Source organism: Methylobacterium sp. CM6247 (assembly GCF_054817925.1).
Window position 1 is genome coordinate 1,270,718 of sequence record NZ_JBTXKX010000003.1, and the last position, 18,042, is coordinate 1,288,759.

Below are 18,042 nucleotides of genomic sequence, written 5' to 3' on the forward strand. Positions count from 1 at the left end.
TCCGTTTCTCGAACGGTCTAGCTCGACGGCAAATGTGGTTTCTTTTCGGACACGGTTCGAATGACCGGGGCTTCTTCCCGCCGCTGTGGTCCTGAGGTCACGCCCGGCCTTCGTCGCCGATGCGGAACGGGTGCCTGCGTCAGAGCATCGGCAGGTGCTTGGGCTTGCGCCCACGGGGAAAGGCGGCGTCGAGACGCTGCCGGTGGTTCTCCGTCAGGATCAGGTCACCGGCCGCGGCATTCTCCTCCACATGGGCGATTCGCGAAGCTTTCGGGATCGCCAGGATGGAGGGCGACTGCGTCAGCGCCGCGAGCGCGACCTGCCGCTGCGTCGCCCCCGTTTCGGCGGCAATCTCTCCGAGGACGCGCCCGCCGGCCGAGTCCGGACCCGGAAAATCGTCATGGCCGAAGGGGCTGTAGGCGACCAATGCGACGCCATGCGCCTCGCACCAGGGCAGGACGGCATGTTCGATCGCCCGTTCCCCGAGATGGTAGAGAACCTGGTTGCAGGCGATGCGGCCCTCGCCGGCCACGGCGAGCGCGTCATCGAGGTCGGAGACGTCGAAGTTGCTGACGCCCCAGGAGAGCAGTTTGCCCTGCCGGATCAGCCCCTCGAAGGCACCGATGGTCTCTTCCAGCGGGGTCCCACCCCGCCAGTGCAGGAGGTAGCTGTCGAGCCGGTCTGTCTTCAGGCGAGCCAACGAGCGTTCGCAGGCGGTGACGACGGATCGGGCCGAGGCATGGTTCGGCAACACCTTTGAGACGAGGAACACCTCGTCGCGCCGCCCCTCGATCGCCTCGGCCACGACGATTTCGGCCTCGCCATACATCTCGGCGGTGTCGATATGGCTCATTCCGAGATCGAGGCCCCGCCGCAGGGCGGCGACGGCGTCGGGCCGGTGTGCCTCGTCGAGGTACCACGTGCCTTGTCCGATGACGGAGACGGGGCGTCCGGTCTGCCCGAAGGTTGTCTGCCGCATGCGGATCTCCCCTTCGAATAGCCCACGGCCGGATGCAGGTCCGGCCGTGCGGGCCCGCCTCAGGCCGTCAGAGTGCCGTGGCAGTGCTTGTACTTCTTGCCAGAGCCGCAGGGGCAGGGCTCGTTGCGCCCGACGCGGCCCCAGGTCGTGGCGTCGTTCGGGTCACGCTCGATGACCGCCGTGTCCGGGGAGAGCGCCTGCGCGGCATAGCCGTAGGCCGGGCCGCCGCCGCCATCGCTGCCCGTGCCGCGCCCGGCATAATCCATTTCGTTCTCGCCGGTGACGGGATCGAGATGCTGGGCGAACATGGAGGGCAGTTCCGGGCTGGCGAAGGGGTTCGCCCCCTGCGGCTCCTGCTCCTGATAGGTGATCTCGATACGGGCGAGCTGCTGGGTCACCTGCTCGCGCAGGCTGCCAACGAGGCCGTTGAAGAGCTCGAACGCCTCGGACTTGTACTCGTTGAGCGGGTCGCGCTGGGCGAAGCCGCGCCAGCCGATTACCTGGCGCAGGTGGTCGAGGGTCACGAGATGCTCGCGCCAGAGATGGTCGAGGGTCTGAAGCAGAACCTGCTTCTCGACATAGGTCATGACCTCGGGCGTGTTCTTCTCGGTGCGGGCGGCATAGGCCTCGTCGGAGGCGGTGCGCAGGCGGTCGCGCATCTCCTCGTCGGCGATGCCCTCTTCCTTGGCCCAATCCTCAACCGGCACGTCGAGGTTCAGCACCTCGGCGACGCGCAGGCGCAGGCCTTCGATGTCCCACTGCTCGGCATAGGCATTCTCGGGCACGTGGATGGCGACGAGATCGTCCACGACGCCGTGGCGCATCTCGTCCACGGTGTCGCGCACGCTGTCCTGGCCCATGAAGTCGCGGCGCTGCTCGAACACGACCTTGCGCTGGTCGTTCATGACGTTGTCGTACTTGAGCACGTTCTTGCGCATGTCGAAGTTGCGCGCCTCGACCTTCTGCTGCGCCTTCTCGATCGCCTTGTTGATCCAAGGGTGGATGATCGCCTCCCCCTTCTCCAGGCCGAGGCGGGTGAGCATCCCGTCCATGCGGTCAGAGCCGAAGATCCGCATCAGGTCGTCCTGGAGCGACAGGTAGAATTTCGAGCGGCCGGGATCGCCCTGGCGGCCGGAGCGGCCGCGCAGCTGGTTGTCGATGCGGCGCGATTCGTGGCGCTCGGTGCCGATGATGTAGAGACCGCCGGGCAGGGCCTTCTTGCGGCCGGCCGCGAGGTCGGCGGGCTCGCCCGAGGCCAGAACCTTGGCCCGGTTCTCCTCGATCTCGGCCTTGATCGCCGCGATCTTCGCGTCGCGCTCGGCGCCTTCGGGCACGCCCGCGAGCTCCTTCTCGAGACGCATCTCCAAGTTGCCGCCGAGTTTGATGTCGGTGCCGCGCCCGGCCATGTTGGTGGCGATGGTAATGGCGCCCGGCACGCCGGCCTCGGCCACGATATAGGCCTCCTGCTCGTGGAAGCGGGCGTTCAGCACGGCGAAGGTCTTGGTCACGCGGCCTTCGCGGGCGGCGGCGTAGACGTCGGTGAGCGCGTTCAGGTCGGAATAGTCGAGCTGGCGGAAGCCGGCCTTGGTCAGCATCTCGGCGAGGTGCTGCGACTTCTCGATGGAGCCGGTGCCGACCAGGATCGGCTGGTGGCGCGCATGCGCCTTCTCGATCTCGGCGATGATGCCGTCGTATTTCTCGCCCACCGTCCGGTAGACCTCGTCGTCCTCGTCGACGCGCTCGACCTCTTTGTTGGTCGGGATGTCGACGACTTCGAGCTTGTAGATCTCGGCGAATTCATCGGCCTCGGTGGAGGCGGTGCCGGTCATGCCGGCGAGCTTGGAATAGAGCCGGAAGTAGTTCTGGAAGGTGATCGAGGCGAGCGTTTGGTTCTCGGGCTGGATCGTCACCCGCTCCTTGGCTTCGAGCGCCTGATGCAGGCCTTCCGAGTAGCGTCGGCCCTGCATCATGCGGCCGGTGAACTCGTCGATGATCACCACTTCGTCGTTCTTGACGATGTAGTCCTTGTCCAGGGTGAACAGGGTGTGGGCGCGAAGTGCCTGGTTCACGTGGTGGACGAGGCTGACGTTGTGGGCGTCGTAGAGGTCACCCTCCTTCAGCAGGTCGGCGCCGCGAAGCAGATCCTCGATGAACTCGTTGCCGCTCTCGGTGAGCGAGACCGAGCGCTGTTTCTCGTCGAGGTCGTAATGCTCCTTCTCGAGATGGGGCATCAGCGCGTCGACGGAGACGTAGAGTTCCGAGCGGTCGTCCACCGGACCGGAGATAATGAGCGGCGTGCGCGCCTCGTCGATCAGGATCGAATCGACCTCGTCGACGATCGCGAAATTGTGCCCGCGCTGCGACAGCTGCGAAAGCTCGTACTTCATATTGTCGCGCAGGTAGTCGAAGCCGAACTCGTTGTTGGTGCCGTAGGTGATGTCGCAGGCATACGCGTCCCGGCGCTGCTCGTCATCGAGCCCGTGGACGATGGTGCCGACGGTGAGGCCGAGGAAGCGATAGACCCGGCCCATCCACTCCGCATCCCGAGAGGCGAGGTAGTCGTTCACTGTGACCACGTGCACGCCGAGGCCCGACAGGGCGTTCAGGTAGACCGGCAGCGTCGCCACCAGGGTCTTGCCTTCGCCGGTGCGCATCTCGGCGATGCCGCTCTCGTGAAGGACCATGCCGCCGATGAGCTGCACGTCGAAATGGCGCTGGCCGAGGGCGCGCTTGGCCCCTTCGCGCACGGTGGCGAAGGCGGGAACGAGGATATCGTCGAGGGTCTTCCCGGCAGCGAGCTCGGCCTTCAGCATGTCCGTCCGGGCACGCAGGGCCTCGTCCGACAGGGCGGAGATCTCCGGCTCCAGGGCATTGATCTCGGCGACGCGGGGGCGATAGCCCTTGACGCGGCGATCGTTGGACGAGCCGAATATCTTCTTAGCGAGGGCGCCGAGCATCGTGAACCTGCGGTCGATCGAAATATCAGAAGGCGTGAGTTGGCCGGGCTTATAGAGGTAAATATTGTACGGCGCATCCGAAAGGGCGGACTGCCTTCAACTCCGAAAGCCGGTGAGCGCGCGGCCGACATGCTCGTCACCGGACGGCAGTCGATCTGCTAAAGCGCCAAAGCGGCTCTTTGGTTCTCGATGATGCGGACCAGAGCCAGGGCCGTGAGCTCCGAGGATTTCGGATTGGCCGGCAGGGCCTGATTCTCGATGCTCATGTCGAGGGTCCCGAAAGCGCCCGTCGCCTGGAGGCGGTGTCCATTGCCGGTGGCGCGGGGATCCGCCACCAGGGCGATCCGCGTCCTGTCGAGGCCGATGCCGGCGAGCGCCGTGATGACCGCAACATTGGCGTTGGCCGGGAACAGCCGGGCTGCCTCCCGCGCCGTCCCTTCGAAGAAGGTCGTGGCCTCCGTCAGGCCATCGAGATCGATCCACTCTGCCGCCGGGGTGCCAATCCAGGCCACGGGCGGCTTGACGATGCGATGCGTCACCGAGTCCAGCGGCAGGATCGAGGCCGCAGCGAGGGCGTCGACGGCGGCGAGTGCGCCGGTGGGTACGAGGATCTGGCTTCCATGCGCCTCCGCGGCGGCGACGAGCCTGTCGAGAAGACCGGCCTCGCAGAAGGCGCTGGTCGACGAGACGGCGAAGCTCTCGGCGTGACGGAGCGCCACGAGGCCCCAGGGCTCCACCGCCGCCCGTCCGGCCGCTTCGATCACCATGTCGGGCTCGACCCCGGCCAGGGCAGCCGGTTCGGGTAGCCAGCGGATCCAGGCGGGAAGGTCGGCCTCATCGGGCCTCACTCGCGTCCCCACGCCGGCCAGGACGACGTCGCTGCCCCGAGCGTCGAGAAGGTGCGTCACCCGACGCGCGATGGCTCCCCAGCCCACCAGGGCGATACGAAGCGGCCGACGGCGATCCGGCCGCGCCGCCGAAAGATTGGAGAGTAGAGACAAGGGCCGGTATCCCCACGACTGGCGAAGGCTGACGCGGCTCAACGCCCTGCTGCGCGATCTCAAGAAATCTTCGGTCGCGGGCCTGTCAAGCTTCCTGCCGGCCGCTGGACATACAGGCGTCAGTTGATCTCGCAGAAACCCATGCCGGTGCCGACGACGCGCTTGTCGGCGCACCATGTCGCGGCCGTGCGGATCTCCCTCGCCGCCGGCGCGGGGACCGGGAGGACGGGGCGCAAGGTCACGGCCCGTCCCGCTACGGTATCGTTCTCTGGCGCATGTGCACTGGAGCGGATGGGCCGCGACGCGCCGATTCCAGCACCCAGGGCAGCCGATCGGGCGGGAGTGATAGAGGGAGCCGGACGGGAGACCGAAACGGAGCGTCCGCCCTTGAAGCGGGCCTGCGCCGTCGTGATCGAGGCGGACAGGATGAGACAAGCGGTGGTGATGATGACGCTGGTCCGCATGCCACTCTCCCAGGAAGCCCGGAGAGGATGGCGCATGCGGGCTTAAGACCGCTTTATCGTGATCGGACGGATTCGCCCGAAACCCCACATGCGCTTGTCTTCCGCCCTTGCCCGCGCCACCTCTCGCCCACAGATGCCCGCGGCGTCCCGCCGCTCGCTGTTGCCACGTCTCCAACCTGGCCGGACAGAGCCTCATGGACGTGGCATCCACCTGTTCGAGGAATCCCCATTGATGACGACGCCTCTCCTTCTCCGGCGCTCGGGCGCCCTGGCGCTGGCCGTTGCGCTGCCCTTCGCCTCCGTGGCCCTGCCGCTGCAGGCCCTGGCGCAGACACCGCCTGCCCCGGCTGCTGCTTCCGCCCCGGCCGCGCCGGCGCTGCCGCCCGAGACGGTTGTGGCCAAGGTGAACGGCTCGCCGGTCACCGCAGGCGATCTCGCCATCGCGGCCGAAGACCCGGCGCTGTCGCTGCCCGGCGTCGACGAGGCCCAGAAGAAGAACCTGCTCATCGATTACATGGTCGACCTCAAGGTCGGCGCGCAGGCCGCCGAGGCGGCCAAGGTCGGCGACTCGCCCGAGTTCCAGCGCAAGCTCGCTTATTTCAAGAGCAAGCTCCTCCTCGACGAATACCTGGAGCGTGAGGCCAAGAAGGCGGTGACGCCGGAGGCCGCCAAGGCGCTCTACGACCAGACCCTCACCACGATGAAGCCGGAGGAGGAGGCGCATGCCCGCCACATCCTCGTCGACAACGAGGAGGAGGCGAAGAAGATCTCGGCCCGGATCAAGGGTGGCGAGGACTTCTCCAAGATCGCGGCGGAAGTCTCGAAGGATCCGGGCTCGAAGACCGAGGGCGGCGATCTCGGCTGGTTCACCAAGGAGCGCATGGTCGCCCCCTTCGCGGAGGCCGCCTTCAAGCTCCCGGTCGGTCAGGTCTCCGACCCGATCAAGACGCAGTTCGGCTGGCACGTGATCAAGGTCGAGGAGCGGCGCACCAAGCCGGTGCCGACCTTCGCCGAGATGAAGGAACAGGTGGACCAGTACCTGACCCGCAAGTCGCAGCAGGACCTCATCCTGAAGCTGCGCGAGAGCGCCAAGATCGAGCGCACCGATGCGGCCACGCCCGCCGCGGCGCCCAAGGCCCCCTGAAGTTCGGCTCCCTGAAGTTCGGCTTCCCGAATCCGGACGGTCTGCGAAAACGAAGAAGGCCTGCCCCGTCGCCGGGGCAGGCCTTCGTCTCGTCGATGCCGCGAGGAGGCGTCAGGCGATGTACTGGGCGCCGTTGATCGTCAGGGTCGAGCCGGTGATGAAGCCCGAATCTTCTGCCGCGAGATACTCCACCGCGCGGGCGATCTCCTCGGCCTCGCCGAGACGGCCCACGGGGATGGTCGAGATGATCTTGTTGCGGATGTCCTCCGGCACCGCCATCACCATGTCGGTGGCGATGTAGCCCGGCGCGATCACGTTGACGGTTATGCCCTTCGAGGCGCTTTCCTGGGCCAGCGCCTTGGCGAAGCCGATCACGCCGGCCTTGGCGGCCGAGTAGTTGGTCTGGCCGGCCTGGCCCTTCTGGCCGTTGATCGACGAGATCAGGATGATGCGGCCGAAATTGCGGGCGCGCATGCCCTCGATGACGGGGCGGGTGCAGGTGAACATCGAATCGAGGTTGGTCTTGATGACCGCCTGCCACTTCTCGAAGGTCATCTTGTGGAACGCGCCGTCGCGGGTGATTCCGGCATTGTTCACGAGGATGTCGATGGGGCCGACTTCGGCTTCGACGGCCTTGATGCCGGCTTCGCAGGCGGCGGCGTCGCCGACGTCGAACTTGAAGACCGGGATGCCGGTCTCGGCCTTGAAGGCGTTGGCGGCCTCGTCGTTGCCGCCGTAATTCGCGGCGACCTTGTAGCCCTTGGCCTTGAGGCCCGCCGAGATAGCGGCACCGATGCCGCGCGTTCCGCCGGTGACGAGGGCGATGCGTTCCTGAGCCATGGCTTCCTCCAATTTTCTTGACGTCTGATGGATCGTGACGTGCAATTTCTTGCACATGAGCGGCACTGCCGGGGCTTAGCGCACCCGTGTCCTTCCGCCCATTCCATTTAAATTTGCTGCGCCCTCAAGAATTCTCCTGGACGATGTCCAAGGTTTTTGTCGGGGGCGCAGCCGTTATACTGTATTCAATCGTGCCGGAACGCTTCAGGTGCGCTCGATGCACATGGCGACGCCCATTCCGCCGCCGATGCAGAGGGTGGCGAGACCCTTCTTGGCGTCGCGACGCTTGAGCTCGTGCAGCAGCGTGACGAGGACGCGGGCGCCGGACGCGCCGATCGGGTGGCCGATGGCGATGGCGCCGCCATTGACGTTCACCTTGTCGGTGTCCCAACCCATGTCTTTGTTCACGGCCAGCGCCTGGGCGGCGAAGGCCTCGTTGGCCTCGATCAGATCGAGGTCGGAGGGCTTCCAGCCGGCCTTGTCCAGCGCCTTGCGCGAGGCCGGGATCGGGCCGGTGCCCATCACCTTCGGGTCGACGCCGGCGGTGGCCCAGGACACGATCCGGGCCAGCGGCGTGATGCCCCGGCGCTCGGCTTCCGAGGCCGACATCAGCACGATGGCGGCAGCGCCGTCGTTGAGGCCGGACGCGTTGGCGGCCGTCACGGTGCCGTCCTTCGAGAAGGCGGGCTTGAGCTTGGCCATCGCCTCCACGGTGGCGCCGTCACGGATGTACTCGTCGGTGTCCACGATGGTGTCGCCCTTGCGCCCAGGGACGGTGACGGGGACGATCTCGTCCTTGAAGCGGCCTTCCTTGCGGGCGGCCTCGGCCTTGTTCTGCGACTTCGTCGCGAACTCGTCCTGCTGCTCACGGGTGAGCTGGAAGGCCTGGGCCACGTTCTCGGCGGTCGTGCCCATGTGGTAGCCGTTGAAGGCGTCCCAGAGGCCGTCCTTGATCATGGTGTCCACGAGCTTCACGTCGCCCATCTTCTGGCCGCCGCGCAGGTATTGCGCGTGAGGGGAGAGCGACATCGATTCCTGACCGCCGGCCACGATGACTGTCGCGTCGCCATTGGCGATCTGCTGCATGCCGAGGGCGACGGTGCGCAGGCCCGAGCCGCAGACCTGGTTGACGCCCCAGGCGGTGGCCTTCTCGGGGATGCCGGCCTTGATGGCGGCCTGGCGGGCCGGGTTCTGGCCGGCGCCGGCGGTGAGGACCTGGCCGAAGATCACTTCGTCCACGTCGTCGGGGGAGACGCCGGCGCGATCCAGGGCGGCCTTGATCGCAATGGCGCCGAGCTCATGGGCCGGAACGGTGTTGAAGGCACCTCCGAACGAACCCACGGCGGTGCGCGCCGCTCCGACGATGACGATGTCTTCCGCTGCCATTGACGTTCTCCTCTGGGTAGCCCGCGCGACGTTGAAGCCCTCCGATGGGCATGCGCACTTAAGGCCAACTGAAGCGATGAAAGCGCTGGGCAAGGTGAAGTCAAGCGCGTGCGGAAGCTCGGCGAGGGCGTCGGCGAGTGACCTGCCGGTCTTTGTTACCGAAGGCGTCGCGCGGCGTGTGGCACTATTCTGCGGGGATCAGGGCCAAATTGCTGTTTTCGTCGGCGGGCGAAAGCCTTAAGGTCCGCTTACGCGCAGTGATAAATGATACCCGGACGGCGCATCGGGCCTCGAAGGGATTGGGCGCTGGAATGAATGTGTCGGGAAAGGCCACGAGGATGGCGGAGAACGGTAAGTCGCAGCAAACCGTAATCAAGAAATACGCGAACCGGCGTCTGTACCATACCGGAACCTCGACCTACGTCACCCTCGAAGACCTCTCGACGATGGTGCAGAACGGGGAGGATTTCCTCGTCTATGATGCCCGTTCCGGCGACGACATCACCCGCTCCGTCCTGACCCAGATCATCTTCGAGCAGGAGAACAAGGCGGGCGAGGACAACCTGCTGCCGGTGGCCTTCCTTCGCCAGCTCATCCGCTTCTATGGCGACAGCATGCGGACCATGGTGCCGAGCTTCCTCGAATTCTCCATGGCGAATTTCGCCCGCGACCAGGACGGCCTGCGCGAGAAGATGAACCAGAGCTTCGCCCCCTCGGTGTTCCAGAGCGCCATGGAGGAGCAGGTGCGGGCCAATATGAGCTTCTTCGGCGATGCCATGAAGATGTTCACCACCTTCGGCACGGGGCCGCTCTCCGGCATGAAGACCTCCGCATCGGCGCCGACGCCGACCCAGCCATCGAGCGCGGCTCCCGCGCCCGACAGCGACCTCGACGAGTTGAAGCGGCAGATGGCGGAGATGCGGAACCGTCTGGAAGATCTCGCCAAGAAGTAGCTCGGCGGCGCAAATAACCAATCGCCGATTTCGTCCTGAAGGAACGCTGACGAAACGTTAACGTCGGCCCGCACGTTGCGCTTTTCTGCCCATCACAGGCGGAAAGGCGATAAGTGTCACAGAACGGCACGGGAAAGCGCCCCAAAACGGGACAGTCGGTCCCCGAGGGGGATCGAGAGACGGCGCGGACGCTCGTGGTCGTCGATGGCGGCGAGGCAGTCTCACGCAGGTCGAGCGCTACCTATGGCAGGCCGAACGCCGAGTTTCTGACCCAGCTTCTCATCAGCGGCGACCCGGCCATGCGTGCCTCCCGCACGGAGCGTATGCGCTCCGCCACGGCGCGCTACGCCGAGACGACGCGGATCGGCACGGGACGGCGTCGCGCCTGACGTATCGGGGCAGGCAACGCAAAAAACCGCCCGAAGGCGGTTTTCGCAAGACAGAGTTTCATGACATCGTTTCGTCCCGGTCCTTATCGGACCGATGACGGAGCGAAGAATCAGGCCTCGGCCGACTTCACCTTGAGGACCTGGCGACCGCGGTACATGCCGGTCTTCAGATCGATGTGGTGGGGACGACGCAGCTCGCCCGAATCCTTGTCGGCGACATAGGTCGGAGCCTTGAGGGCGTCGGCGGACCGGCGCATGCCGCGCCGCGAGGGGGAGGTCTTTCGCTTCGGAACGGCCATGGGGTAGTCCTGCTACGGCAAAAAGGGTGCACGGGCGCCGCCCCGCGAGGGAAGAGGCAACCTCGGCACCGTGTTCAAACGGAGATTCGATGGCGGGTGTATAGCGATACATCGGCCGTCTGGCTAGAGCCGCCCGAGGTCGGACGTCCGGAAAAAGGAACCGCCGATCCTGCGGGGAGGCTGCCGGTCCGGACTCGCCGGAAGGTTCACCGGTCTGTGAAGTCCCGTTAAGCGCCGGTTCAACCGTCGCACTTCACTTTGCAGATACGGTGACGCCTCGTCGAAGACTGCGCCGCCACATCCCGGGAGATTGCCGTGACTTCATCTCGCATGACCACATCTCTGCTCCGCACTCTGGCCGTGCTCGGCTGCCTCGCGGCGGCTCCCGCCCTTGCCCAAGCACCGAGCCCGTCGACGCCCTCGACGTCCACCCCTCCCACCGTTGCACCGAAGGCGCCGACAGCTCCGGCCGCCCCGGCCAAGCCCACGGCGGACAAGCCCGTCGCTCCCGTCACGCCATCGGCCAAGGTCGATCTCATCGACCTGAACAGCGCCTCGGTGGCGGAACTCGAAGCCCTGCCCGGTATCGGTGCGGCGCGCTCCGCAGCGATCGTCAAGGGCCGGCCCTATCACGGCAAGGACCAGCTCGTGTCGAAGAAGATCCTCACACAGGGCGTCTATGACGGGATCAAAGACAAGGTCATCGCCAAGCAGAAGTAGCCGCCCGGCTCGATGACCCGGCGCTCGTCCGGCGCCGGGTTGTTCGCGGGCAGGCGCGGTGTTACGCGGCCGGGGTAGCGATTGCCCCGCCAGAAGACACAGAACCGATGCCTCCTCAGCCCATCATCCGCGTCCATCGCGGCGATCTCCCGGCCGATTACGTGCCGGGCGCGGCCATCGCCATCGATACCGAGACGTTGGGTCTCAATCCGCATCGTGATCGGCTCTGCGTCGTCCAGATCTCGCGCGGCGACGGCAGTGCCGATGTCGTGCAGATCGTGCCTGGCTCGAGCCCGCCCGAAATACTCAAGCGCGTGCTGGCCGATCCGGCTGTGACGAAGATCTTCCATTTCGCCCGGTTCGACCTCGCCGTGCTGTTCAGGGCCTTCGGCGTGATGCCGGCCCCCGTCTACTGCACCAAGGTCGCCTCCAAGCTCGCCCGCACCTATACCGACCGGCACGGCCTCAAGGACGTGGTCCGCGAACTCGTGGGCGTCGACCTGTCGAAGCAGCAGCAATCCTCGGATTGGGGCGCCGAGTCCCTGAGCCAGGCGCAGGTGGAGTATGCGGCCTCCGATGTGCTGCATCTGCATGCGGCGCGCGCCCGCCTCGATGCGATGCTCGCCCGCGAAGGGCGCACGGATCTCGCGCGGAACTGTTTCGACTTCCTGCCGACCCGCTCCCTCCTCGATCTCGAAGGCTGGGCCGAGACCGACATCTTCGCCCACACCTGATCGGGCACGCGCATGCCGCAGGAGGGTGTGCAGGGGACGGTGCGGCGGCGCACATCGACCGTGCCCCTGCGACCCCGTGCGGTTGATGATTCCTCAATGCTCCGCCCATAAGGTTGTTGCACGGCCACAACTTCGCCATCGGCCGCGCGCATCCGGCGCTCGACATGGTTGACGCTGGCAGGCACGGCTCAGCACATGATTGACGGGATGTGGCATGTTGCAGGGTGCAACGTGCCGGTGTCTCATCGGATCGGTCAGGCGAAGCGGCTCGGATCATCACCATGCACGGGGTCGACGCCATCCACGCGACGGGGACGACGGGATCGGGAGCCGATGCGCGCCGCAACCGCGCTCATAAGCGGGCTCGCAACCACAGTACGCAGGTTCGCTACCTGCGCCGCCTCATTCCTCTCTCTGCCGGTGCGGCGATTCTCGCCCTCGTCGTGGGGACGCTGTTCAACCCCTTCGGCACCGTCCTGCCGGCCGTCACCATGGGGCCGGTCACCCTGTCGGGCACCAAGGTCAAGATGGAGAACCCGCGTCTGTCCGGTTTCCGGAAGGACGATCGGGGCTACGAGGTCATCGCCACGGCCGCCTTCCAGGACGTGCGCAAGCCGACCCTGATCGAACTGCAGGCGATGAAAGGCCATCTCGTCACCGACGATTCCGGCGGGCTCGCCCATATGGAAGCCGCCTCGGGCCTGTTCGATTCGGCACGCGAGACCCTGGTTCTCGAACGCGACATCAAGCTCTGGACCGACAAGGGCGAGGATATCCGTCTCCTCACCGCCGCCATCGATTTCAAGGCCGGGACGGTGAAGTCCGACCAGGCCGTCGCTGTGACGCTTCCCACCGGGACGGTGGCCTCCGACGGCCTCGACATGGTCGATAACGGCCGCGTCATCTCCTTCATCGGCAACGTCCACGCGGTGTTCCACGGATCGGACAAGGCCGAGGGCGCCGGCTCCGAGAGCAAGCCAGACGTGAAATCGCCGCGCATCCTCACCTCCGCCGCCGAACCGCAGGATGGGGAGGCACGCCGGTGAACCGTTCCACGCTGGTCTCCACCCTCGCCCTCTGCGGCCTCCTCGCGGCGGGGAATGCAGTGGCGCAGATTCCGTCCGGCACGTCTCCGGCGCCTGCTGCGAAGGCGAACAAGCCGACCGCTCCCGGGAGCACCTTCGGCGCGAGCGGCGGCAAGGACCCCGTGAAGATCGACGCGGACCGGCTCGACGTGTTCGACCGGGAGAACAAGGCGATCTTCGCCGGCAACGTCGTGGCCGTGCAGGGCGACAGCACCATCCGCTGCTCGACGATGACGGTGCATTACAAGCGCGGCAAGGATGCCAAGCCCGGGGCACCCGCGCCTGCCGCCGATGGCGCCAAATCTCCAGCCGGTATGGCCGAGAACGGTATCCAGAAGGTGGAATGCGCCGGCCCTGTCACCGTGGTGCAGAACGATCAGGTCGCCACCGGAGACAATGCCGTATTCGACCAGGAGGCCAAGCGCATCGTGCTCACCGGCAATGTCGTGCTGAGCCAGTGCCAGAACGTTACCCGCGGCAGTCGCCTCGTCTACGACATGAATACCGGCCGGGCGAACATGGATCCGGTGGCCGGCGGCCGCGTATCCGCGATGTTCGTGCCACAGAAGGAGGAAGCCGCCAAGGGCGGGGCCAAGGGCTGCGCCCAGCCGGCGAGCGCTGCGGGCAAGCCAGCACCCAAGCCTTCCGAAGCCAGCGCGGACAAGCCTGCCGCGAAACCGAGAGCGCAGGCCAATTGACCTCCGCTCTGCCGCTGGCCTCGGTGCCAGACCCGATCAGCCCGCGAATCGCCGGGTCCGTCTCAGACGGAGCCGGGCGTGCGCCGTCGCTCCTGTCGCGCCTCTTCGGCCGCGGTAAGGGGCGGCCGGCGGCCGGGGAGACGGGCCTGTCCGGGAATGGCGGCGGTCCGGGCATCCTCCACGTCGAGGGCCTCCGCAAAAGCTATGGCGCGCGTACCGTGGTCCACGAGGCTGGGCTGACCGTGCGCAACGGAGAGGCCGTGGGCCTGCTCGGCCCCAATGGCGCCGGCAAGACCACGATCTTCTACATGATCACCGGACTGGTCTCGGCCGATCGCGGCTCGATCAGTCTCGACGGCCTGCCGATCACCCACCTGCCGATGTATCAGCGGGCCCGTCTCGGCATCGGCTATCTGCCGCAGGAAGCGTCGATCTTTCGCGGCCTGTCGGTGGAGGACAATATCCGCGCGGTGCTCGAAGTGGTGGAGCCGAACCGCAAGGAGCGCGAGCGCAAGCTCGATTCGCTGCTTGAGGAATTCGACATCGCGCGCCTGCGCAAATCACCCTCGATCGCGCTTTCGGGCGGGGAGCGCCGCCGTTGCGAGATCGCCCGCGCGCTGGCGACCTCTCCGAGCTTCATGCTCCTCGACGAGCCCTTCGCCGGCATCGACCCCATCGCGGTGGGCGACATCCAGGATCTGGTGAAGCACCTGAAGCAGCGCGGGATCGGCGTTCTCATCACCGACCATAACGTGCGCGAGACGCTGGGCCTCATCGACCGCGCCTATATCGCCCATTCCGGCCGCATCCTCACCGAGGGTACGCCGGCCGAGATCGTTGCCAATGAGGATGCACGGCGTCTCTATCTCGGCGAGGATTTCCGCCTTTAGGTCCTCGCTGGCTAGTAGGGTCCAAGGACCGCGAAGCTTCGCGCGACTCGCACGACCTGATTCATTCCAGATGTGACATGCGGTGAGACGAGGCGACCGCGATGCTGCGTTGCCGCCTCGCGGATGGCCCGAGGCAACGGATGCCTCCCGGCCTCAGCCGGTACCCTTCCACCCACTGCCTATTTTGTCGCCAAACTTCATGCCTTCTCTGGAGTGCATGCGTTTTGTGCATGTTGTTTCAGCGAGCCGGCAATGTCGCTCGCGAGGCGATGGCTTTTTGACGTGGAATATCAGAGCCTTGGGTTTGGCCGGGCCGGACAGGGACTACTCTGAGCTATCCGCTTCGATGTTGCACTGCGGCAAGTCCAGGGGAATCACGCACTTCGCGCTTTGACGGCAGGGCGAGATGGCGATAGACATATGCGAAGAGAAAAAGAAGCAATATTCATGCCGAGTGGCGTAGGGGTTCTGTGCCTGCCCTCGGCTGGGCTCACCTGAAGGCGTCGGGGCAACACCATGAGTTTGCTGCAGCGACTGGAAATGCGTCAGGGCCAAGCCCTGGTGATGACGCCACAGCTTCTCCAGGCGATCAAGCTTCTTCAGCTCTCCCAGATCGACCTCGCCACCTATGTCGACGCCGAACTCGAGCGAAACCCGCTGTTGGAGCGCGTCGAAGGCGATGCGGACGGTGAGCGCGTAGGCACGGAGCCGGCCGTGGACGCCTCGGGTGACGGGGAGGGGGATTTCGATTCGTCCGAGCCGGACAACTGGATGGCGACCGAGCTCACCGCCAGCGGTGCCGAGATGGAGAGCGTCCTCGACACCCGCCTCGACAACGTCTTTTCCGACGAGAATCCCAGCCATGCCCGCGAGGCCGCGTCCGGCGACATGCTGTCTCTGACACCTGCGCCCTACGGCAATACCGGCGGCAGCTTCGATGGAGAGGCGCCGGATTTCGAGGCGACCCTGACCTCGGAAGTCTCTCTCCGCGAGCATCTCAGCGCGCAGCTCGATCTCGCCACGCGCGACCCGGGCGACCGGCTGATCGCCGGCTTCCTCATCGATGCGGTGGACGATGCCGGCTACATGCGCGAATCCATCGACGAGGTGGCCGAGCGCCTCGGCGCCAGCCTCGATTCGGTGGCGCGGATGCTGAAGCTGATCCAGACCTTCGATCCGCCGGGAATCGCCGCCCGCGATCTCGCCGAATGCCTGAGCCTGCAGCTGCGCGAACGGGACCGGTTCGATCCGGCGATGCAGGCGCTGGTCTCCCGCCTCGACCTCGTGGCCAAGCGCGATTTTCCGAGCCTGCGCCGTCTCTGCGGCGTCGACGACGAGGACCTCGTGGACATGCTGGCCGAGCTCCGCCGTCTCGATCCCAAGCCCGGCCGGGCCTTCGGCTCGCGCGCCGTGGAGGTTCTTATCCCCGACGTGTTCGTGCGGGCGGCCTCCGACGGGTCCTGGCTCGTGGAACTCAACGCCGAGGCGCTGCCCCGCGTGCTGGTGAACCAGAGCTACTATGCCCGCGTCTCGCGCGGCGCGTCGGCCGAGGGCGACAAGGCGTTCCTGTCCGAATGCCTGCAGACCGCCAACTGGCTCACCCGAAGCCTGGAGCAGCGGGCGCGGACCATCCTCAAGGTCGCCTCCGAGATCGTGCGCCAGCAGGATGCGTTCTTCGTCAACGGGGTGGCCCATCTGCGGCCCCTCAACCTCAAGACGGTCGCCGAGGCCATCGGTATGCATGAATCCACCGTCTCGCGGGTCACCTCCAACAAGTCGATCGGCACCAGCCGCGGTACGCTGGAGATGAAGTACTTCTTCACCGCCGCCATTCCGGGGGCCGCGGGTACGGCCTCGCATTCCTCCGAAGCCGTGCGCCACCGGATCAAGCAGCTCGTGGACGGCGAGGCGGCCGGCGACGTGCTCTCGGATGACGCGCTGGTGCAGAAGCTCCGCGACGAGGGCATCGACATCGCCCGGCGCACGGTGGCGAAATACCGGGAATCGTTGCGTATCCCGTCCTCGATCGAGCGTCGCCGCGAGCATTTCGCCTACGCCCGCTGAGGCGCGGTCCGCGAAGCGCGGAGCCGATCCCGCAACCGCGTGCGGCGCACCCCGCGGAGCCGGCTTTCCATTCCGTTGACTTCTCTCCCCGACGCTCCTTTACTCACCTGCCGAACGTCGAAAAACCGGAGGATACATGGGGTCATTGCGTGTCACAGGCCATGGCCTGGACCTTGGCGAAGCCCTTCGCGGGCGCGTCGAAGAGCGAATGGCCGGGACCTTGTCGAAGTATCTCGACAGCCACATGAACGGCACCTGCTCCGGCCATGTGACGCTTCGACGGGACGGCACGGCCTACCGCACGGATTGCGTGCTCCACCTCGTTTCCGGCCTCACCCTCGAAGCTTCGGGCGCCTCGCATGACCCGCATTCGAGTTTCGAGCAGACCGCCGACAAGCTCGAGAAGCGCCTGAAGCGCTACAAGCACCGCCTCAAGGATCATGGCGCTGCCCTGCACGAGGGAGCGACGGTCCAGGCGGCCTATGCGGTGTTCCAATCGCCGAGCGAGTTGGACGGGGACGACCTCGAGGACGAGGCGGATCAGGAAGACGAGGCGCATCCTCCCGTGGTGGCCGAGAGCACCAAGACGCTGAAGCGTCATTCGGTGAGCGAGGCAGTGACGGCCCTCGACCTCACCGGCGCCCCTGTGATCGTGTTCGTTCATGCTGGCACCGGACGGATCAACGTCGTATACCGCCGCAGTGACGGAGCGATCGGATGGGTGGACCCACCCGACGCGGCATCCTGATCGATCGGCCCGGAGCGGAGATTCTTCTTCGGAGAAAGCCGGTCCGTGACGAGAGGCCGAATGGCCGTCCGGGATGCGTGATCCCGGCTGGCTATCCGGCCTAAGGGCCGTTAGTCGACCATCGGCCGTTTCCGGATGCGTGGGAACCACGCATCCGTAGCGCTATTTCAAATGAGCGGCGTCCATTTGGCCGTCGCCGATGGGGCGACTGTCCTTATCATGCCAGTTCTGGAATTCCTCAGTCCAGATTCCGTGGTGACCTCTCTGCGCGCTCGCGCGAAGAAGCAGATCCTCCAGGAATTGAGCGCCCATGCGGTGCGCCAGCTTCCCGCGCTCGACGAGCGCGAGGTGTTCGAAACTCTGCTTCAGCGTGAGCGCCTGGGGTCTACCGGCATCGGCGACGGTGTCGCGATTCCCCACGGCAAGCTTCCGGGGCTCGACCGCCTGTTCGGCCTCGTCGCCCGCCTGGAGCGTCCGGTGGATTTCGAGTCGCTGGATGGCCAACCCATCGATATCGCCTTCCTCCTGCTCGCTCCGGAAGGGGCAGGGGCCGAGCACCTCAAGGCGCTCGCCCAAGTGGCGCGGTTGCTGCGGGAGCCGGGCATGCTGGAGCGGATCCGCGCGGCGCGGGATTCCAGCGCGCTCTATTCTCTGCTGACTCAGACGACGAAATCCGAAGCGGCATGAAACG

The 18,042-nt window shown here is 66.2% G+C and carries 18 protein-coding genes; 11 read left to right on the forward strand and 7 right to left on the reverse strand.

Translation table 11 applies throughout. From position 1 onward, the window contains the following. Positions 1 to 139: 139 nt before the first annotated feature. The 4 genes from ACYQOP_RS06855 to ACYQOP_RS06870 form a co-directional block, all read right to left on the reverse strand. On the reverse strand, positions 140 to 979 hold the full coding sequence (locus ACYQOP_RS06855; protein WP_461221821.1) for an aldo/keto reductase: 840 nt from the start codon (positions 977 to 979) through the stop codon (positions 140 to 142). Between the two features lie 59 nt (positions 980 to 1,038). Then, positions 1,039 to 3,936: a preprotein translocase subunit SecA gene (gene secA, locus ACYQOP_RS06860; protein ID WP_461221822.1), complete on the reverse strand. Its 2,898-nt coding sequence runs from the start codon at positions 3,934 to 3,936 to the stop codon at positions 1,039 to 1,041. Positions 3,937 to 4,094: 158 nt separating this feature from the next. Next, a complete protein-coding gene (locus ACYQOP_RS06865) occupies positions 4,095 to 4,937 on the reverse strand; it encodes an aspartate dehydrogenase (RefSeq protein ID WP_461221823.1) in 843 nt (280 codons plus the stop codon). Positions 4,938 to 5,056: 119 nt separating this feature from the next. Then, positions 5,057 to 5,401, reverse strand: a complete 345-nt coding sequence (locus ACYQOP_RS06870; protein WP_207411095.1) for a hypothetical protein — start codon at positions 5,399 to 5,401, stop codon at positions 5,057 to 5,059. A gap of 232 nt (positions 5,402 to 5,633) precedes the next feature. Between ACYQOP_RS06870 and ACYQOP_RS06875 the strand changes: the two genes are divergently transcribed. Further along, on the forward strand, positions 5,634 to 6,545 hold the full coding sequence (locus ACYQOP_RS06875; protein WP_311275605.1) for a peptidylprolyl isomerase: 912 nt from the start codon (positions 5,634 to 5,636) through the stop codon (positions 6,543 to 6,545). A gap of 111 nt (positions 6,546 to 6,656) precedes the next feature. Here the strand turns inward: ACYQOP_RS06875 and phbB are convergent, their stop codons facing one another. Both phbB and ACYQOP_RS06885 read right to left on the reverse strand, forming a co-directional pair. Further along, entirely contained in the window at positions 6,657 to 7,385 is a 729-nt protein-coding gene (phbB, locus tag ACYQOP_RS06880) for an acetoacetyl-CoA reductase (RefSeq protein ID WP_056422767.1), read from the reverse strand. Positions 7,386 to 7,589: 204 nt separating this feature from the next. Next, positions 7,590 to 8,771, reverse strand: a complete 1,182-nt coding sequence (locus ACYQOP_RS06885) for an acetyl-CoA C-acetyltransferase (RefSeq protein WP_056422764.1) — start codon at positions 8,769 to 8,771, stop codon at positions 7,590 to 7,592. A gap of 338 nt (positions 8,772 to 9,109) precedes the next feature. On the opposite strand from ACYQOP_RS06885, the gene phaR reads away from it, so the two are divergent. Both phaR and ACYQOP_RS06895 read left to right on the forward strand, forming a co-directional pair. Next, entirely contained in the window at positions 9,110 to 9,724 is a 615-nt protein-coding gene (phaR, locus tag ACYQOP_RS06890; RefSeq protein WP_056423315.1) for a polyhydroxyalkanoate synthesis repressor PhaR, read from the forward strand. 113 nt (positions 9,725 to 9,837) lie between these two features. After that, positions 9,838 to 10,113: a hypothetical protein gene (locus ACYQOP_RS06895; protein ID WP_056422760.1), complete on the forward strand. Its 276-nt coding sequence runs from the start codon at positions 9,838 to 9,840 to the stop codon at positions 10,111 to 10,113. Positions 10,114 to 10,223: 110 nt separating this feature from the next. Here ACYQOP_RS06895 and rpmF read toward each other — a convergent pair whose 3' ends face one another. Continuing rightward, the gene (gene rpmF, locus ACYQOP_RS06900) at positions 10,224 to 10,412 is read right to left on the reverse strand and encodes a 50S ribosomal protein L32 (RefSeq protein ID WP_018046018.1); all 189 of its coding nucleotides are present in this window, start codon (positions 10,410 to 10,412) and stop codon (positions 10,224 to 10,226) included. A gap of 330 nt (positions 10,413 to 10,742) precedes the next feature. Between rpmF and ACYQOP_RS06905 the strand changes: the two genes are divergently transcribed. The 8 genes from ACYQOP_RS06905 to ptsN all read left to right on the forward strand — a co-directional run bounded on the left by ACYQOP_RS06905 (position 10,743) and on the right by ptsN (position 18,038). Beyond that, positions 10,743 to 11,132 (forward strand): ComEA family DNA-binding protein, encoded by a 390-nt coding sequence (locus tag ACYQOP_RS06905; RefSeq protein ID WP_461225228.1) that lies wholly within the window; start codon positions 10,743 to 10,745, stop codon positions 11,130 to 11,132. A gap of 107 nt (positions 11,133 to 11,239) precedes the next feature. Then, entirely contained in the window at positions 11,240 to 11,866 is a 627-nt protein-coding gene (locus ACYQOP_RS06910) for a ribonuclease D (protein ID WP_056422754.1), read from the forward strand. A 281-nt stretch (positions 11,867 to 12,147) separates the two neighbouring features. After that, complete coding sequence (gene lptC, locus ACYQOP_RS06915; RefSeq protein ID WP_056422751.1) at positions 12,148 to 12,912, forward strand: LPS export ABC transporter periplasmic protein LptC; 765 nt, start codon at positions 12,148 to 12,150, stop codon at positions 12,910 to 12,912. Continuing rightward, a complete protein-coding gene (locus ACYQOP_RS06920; RefSeq protein WP_156467638.1) occupies positions 12,909 to 13,649 on the forward strand; it encodes an LptA/OstA family protein in 741 nt (246 codons plus the stop codon). Before lptC ends, ACYQOP_RS06920 begins: the two co-directional genes overlap by 4 nt. 35 nt (positions 13,650 to 13,684) lie before the next feature. Then, positions 13,685 to 14,539 carry an LPS export ABC transporter ATP-binding protein gene (lptB, locus tag ACYQOP_RS06925; protein WP_156467647.1) on the forward strand — a complete coding sequence of 285 codons (855 nt, stop codon included), beginning with the start codon at positions 13,685 to 13,687 and terminating at the stop codon, positions 14,537 to 14,539. Positions 14,540 to 15,055: 516 nt separating this feature from the next. Next, positions 15,056 to 16,603: an RNA polymerase factor sigma-54 gene (rpoN, locus tag ACYQOP_RS06930; RefSeq protein ID WP_207411089.1), complete on the forward strand. Its 1,548-nt coding sequence runs from the start codon at positions 15,056 to 15,058 to the stop codon at positions 16,601 to 16,603. Between the two features lie 136 nt (positions 16,604 to 16,739). After that, positions 16,740 to 17,351 carry a ribosome hibernation-promoting factor, HPF/YfiA family gene (hpf, locus tag ACYQOP_RS06935; protein ID WP_056422745.1) on the forward strand — a complete coding sequence of 204 codons (612 nt, stop codon included), beginning with the start codon at positions 16,740 to 16,742 and terminating at the stop codon, positions 17,349 to 17,351. 219 nt (positions 17,352 to 17,570) lie between these two features. Continuing rightward, entirely contained in the window at positions 17,571 to 18,038 is a 468-nt protein-coding gene (gene ptsN, locus ACYQOP_RS06940) for a PTS IIA-like nitrogen regulatory protein PtsN (RefSeq protein ID WP_056423307.1), read from the forward strand. The last annotated feature ends 4 nt before the right edge of the window (positions 18,039 to 18,042 follow it).

What these genes read in the sequence shown, in the direction of transcription:
- ACYQOP_RS06855 (WP_461221821.1), bottom strand. Translation starts at nt 979, where the DNA reads ATGCGGCAGACAACCTTCGGGCAGACCGGACGCCCCGTCTCCGTCATC.
- secA (WP_461221822.1), bottom strand. Translation starts at nt 3,936, where the DNA reads ATGCTCGGCGCCCTCGCTAAGAAGATATTCGGCTCGTCCAACGATCGC.
- ACYQOP_RS06870 (WP_207411095.1), bottom strand. Translation starts at nt 5,401, where the DNA reads ATGCGGACCAGCGTCATCATCACCACCGCTTGTCTCATCCTGTCCGCC.
- ACYQOP_RS06875 (WP_311275605.1), top strand. Translation starts at nt 5,634, where the DNA reads ATGACGACGCCTCTCCTTCTCCGGCGCTCGGGCGCCCTGGCGCTGGCC.
- phbB (WP_056422767.1), bottom strand. Translation starts at nt 7,385, where the DNA reads ATGGCTCAGGAACGCATCGCCCTCGTCACCGGCGGAACGCGCGGCATC.
- ACYQOP_RS06885 (WP_056422764.1), bottom strand. Translation starts at nt 8,771, where the DNA reads ATGGCAGCGGAAGACATCGTCATCGTCGGAGCGGCGCGCACCGCCGTG.
- phaR (WP_056423315.1), top strand. Translation starts at nt 9,110, where the DNA reads ATGGCGGAGAACGGTAAGTCGCAGCAAACCGTAATCAAGAAATACGCG.
- rpmF (WP_018046018.1), bottom strand. Translation starts at nt 10,412, where the DNA reads ATGGCCGTTCCGAAGCGAAAGACCTCCCCCTCGCGGCGCGGCATGCGC.
- ACYQOP_RS06905 (WP_461225228.1), top strand. Translation starts at nt 10,743, where the DNA reads ATGACCACATCTCTGCTCCGCACTCTGGCCGTGCTCGGCTGCCTCGCG.
- ACYQOP_RS06910 (WP_056422754.1), top strand. Translation starts at nt 11,240, where the DNA reads ATGCCTCCTCAGCCCATCATCCGCGTCCATCGCGGCGATCTCCCGGCC.
- lptC (WP_056422751.1), top strand. Translation starts at nt 12,148, where the DNA reads ATGCACGGGGTCGACGCCATCCACGCGACGGGGACGACGGGATCGGGA.
- rpoN (WP_207411089.1), top strand. Translation starts at nt 15,056, where the DNA reads ATGAGTTTGCTGCAGCGACTGGAAATGCGTCAGGGCCAAGCCCTGGTG.
- hpf (WP_056422745.1), top strand. Translation starts at nt 16,740, where the DNA reads ATGGGGTCATTGCGTGTCACAGGCCATGGCCTGGACCTTGGCGAAGCC.
- ptsN (WP_056423307.1), top strand. Translation starts at nt 17,571, where the DNA reads ATGCCAGTTCTGGAATTCCTCAGTCCAGATTCCGTGGTGACCTCTCTG.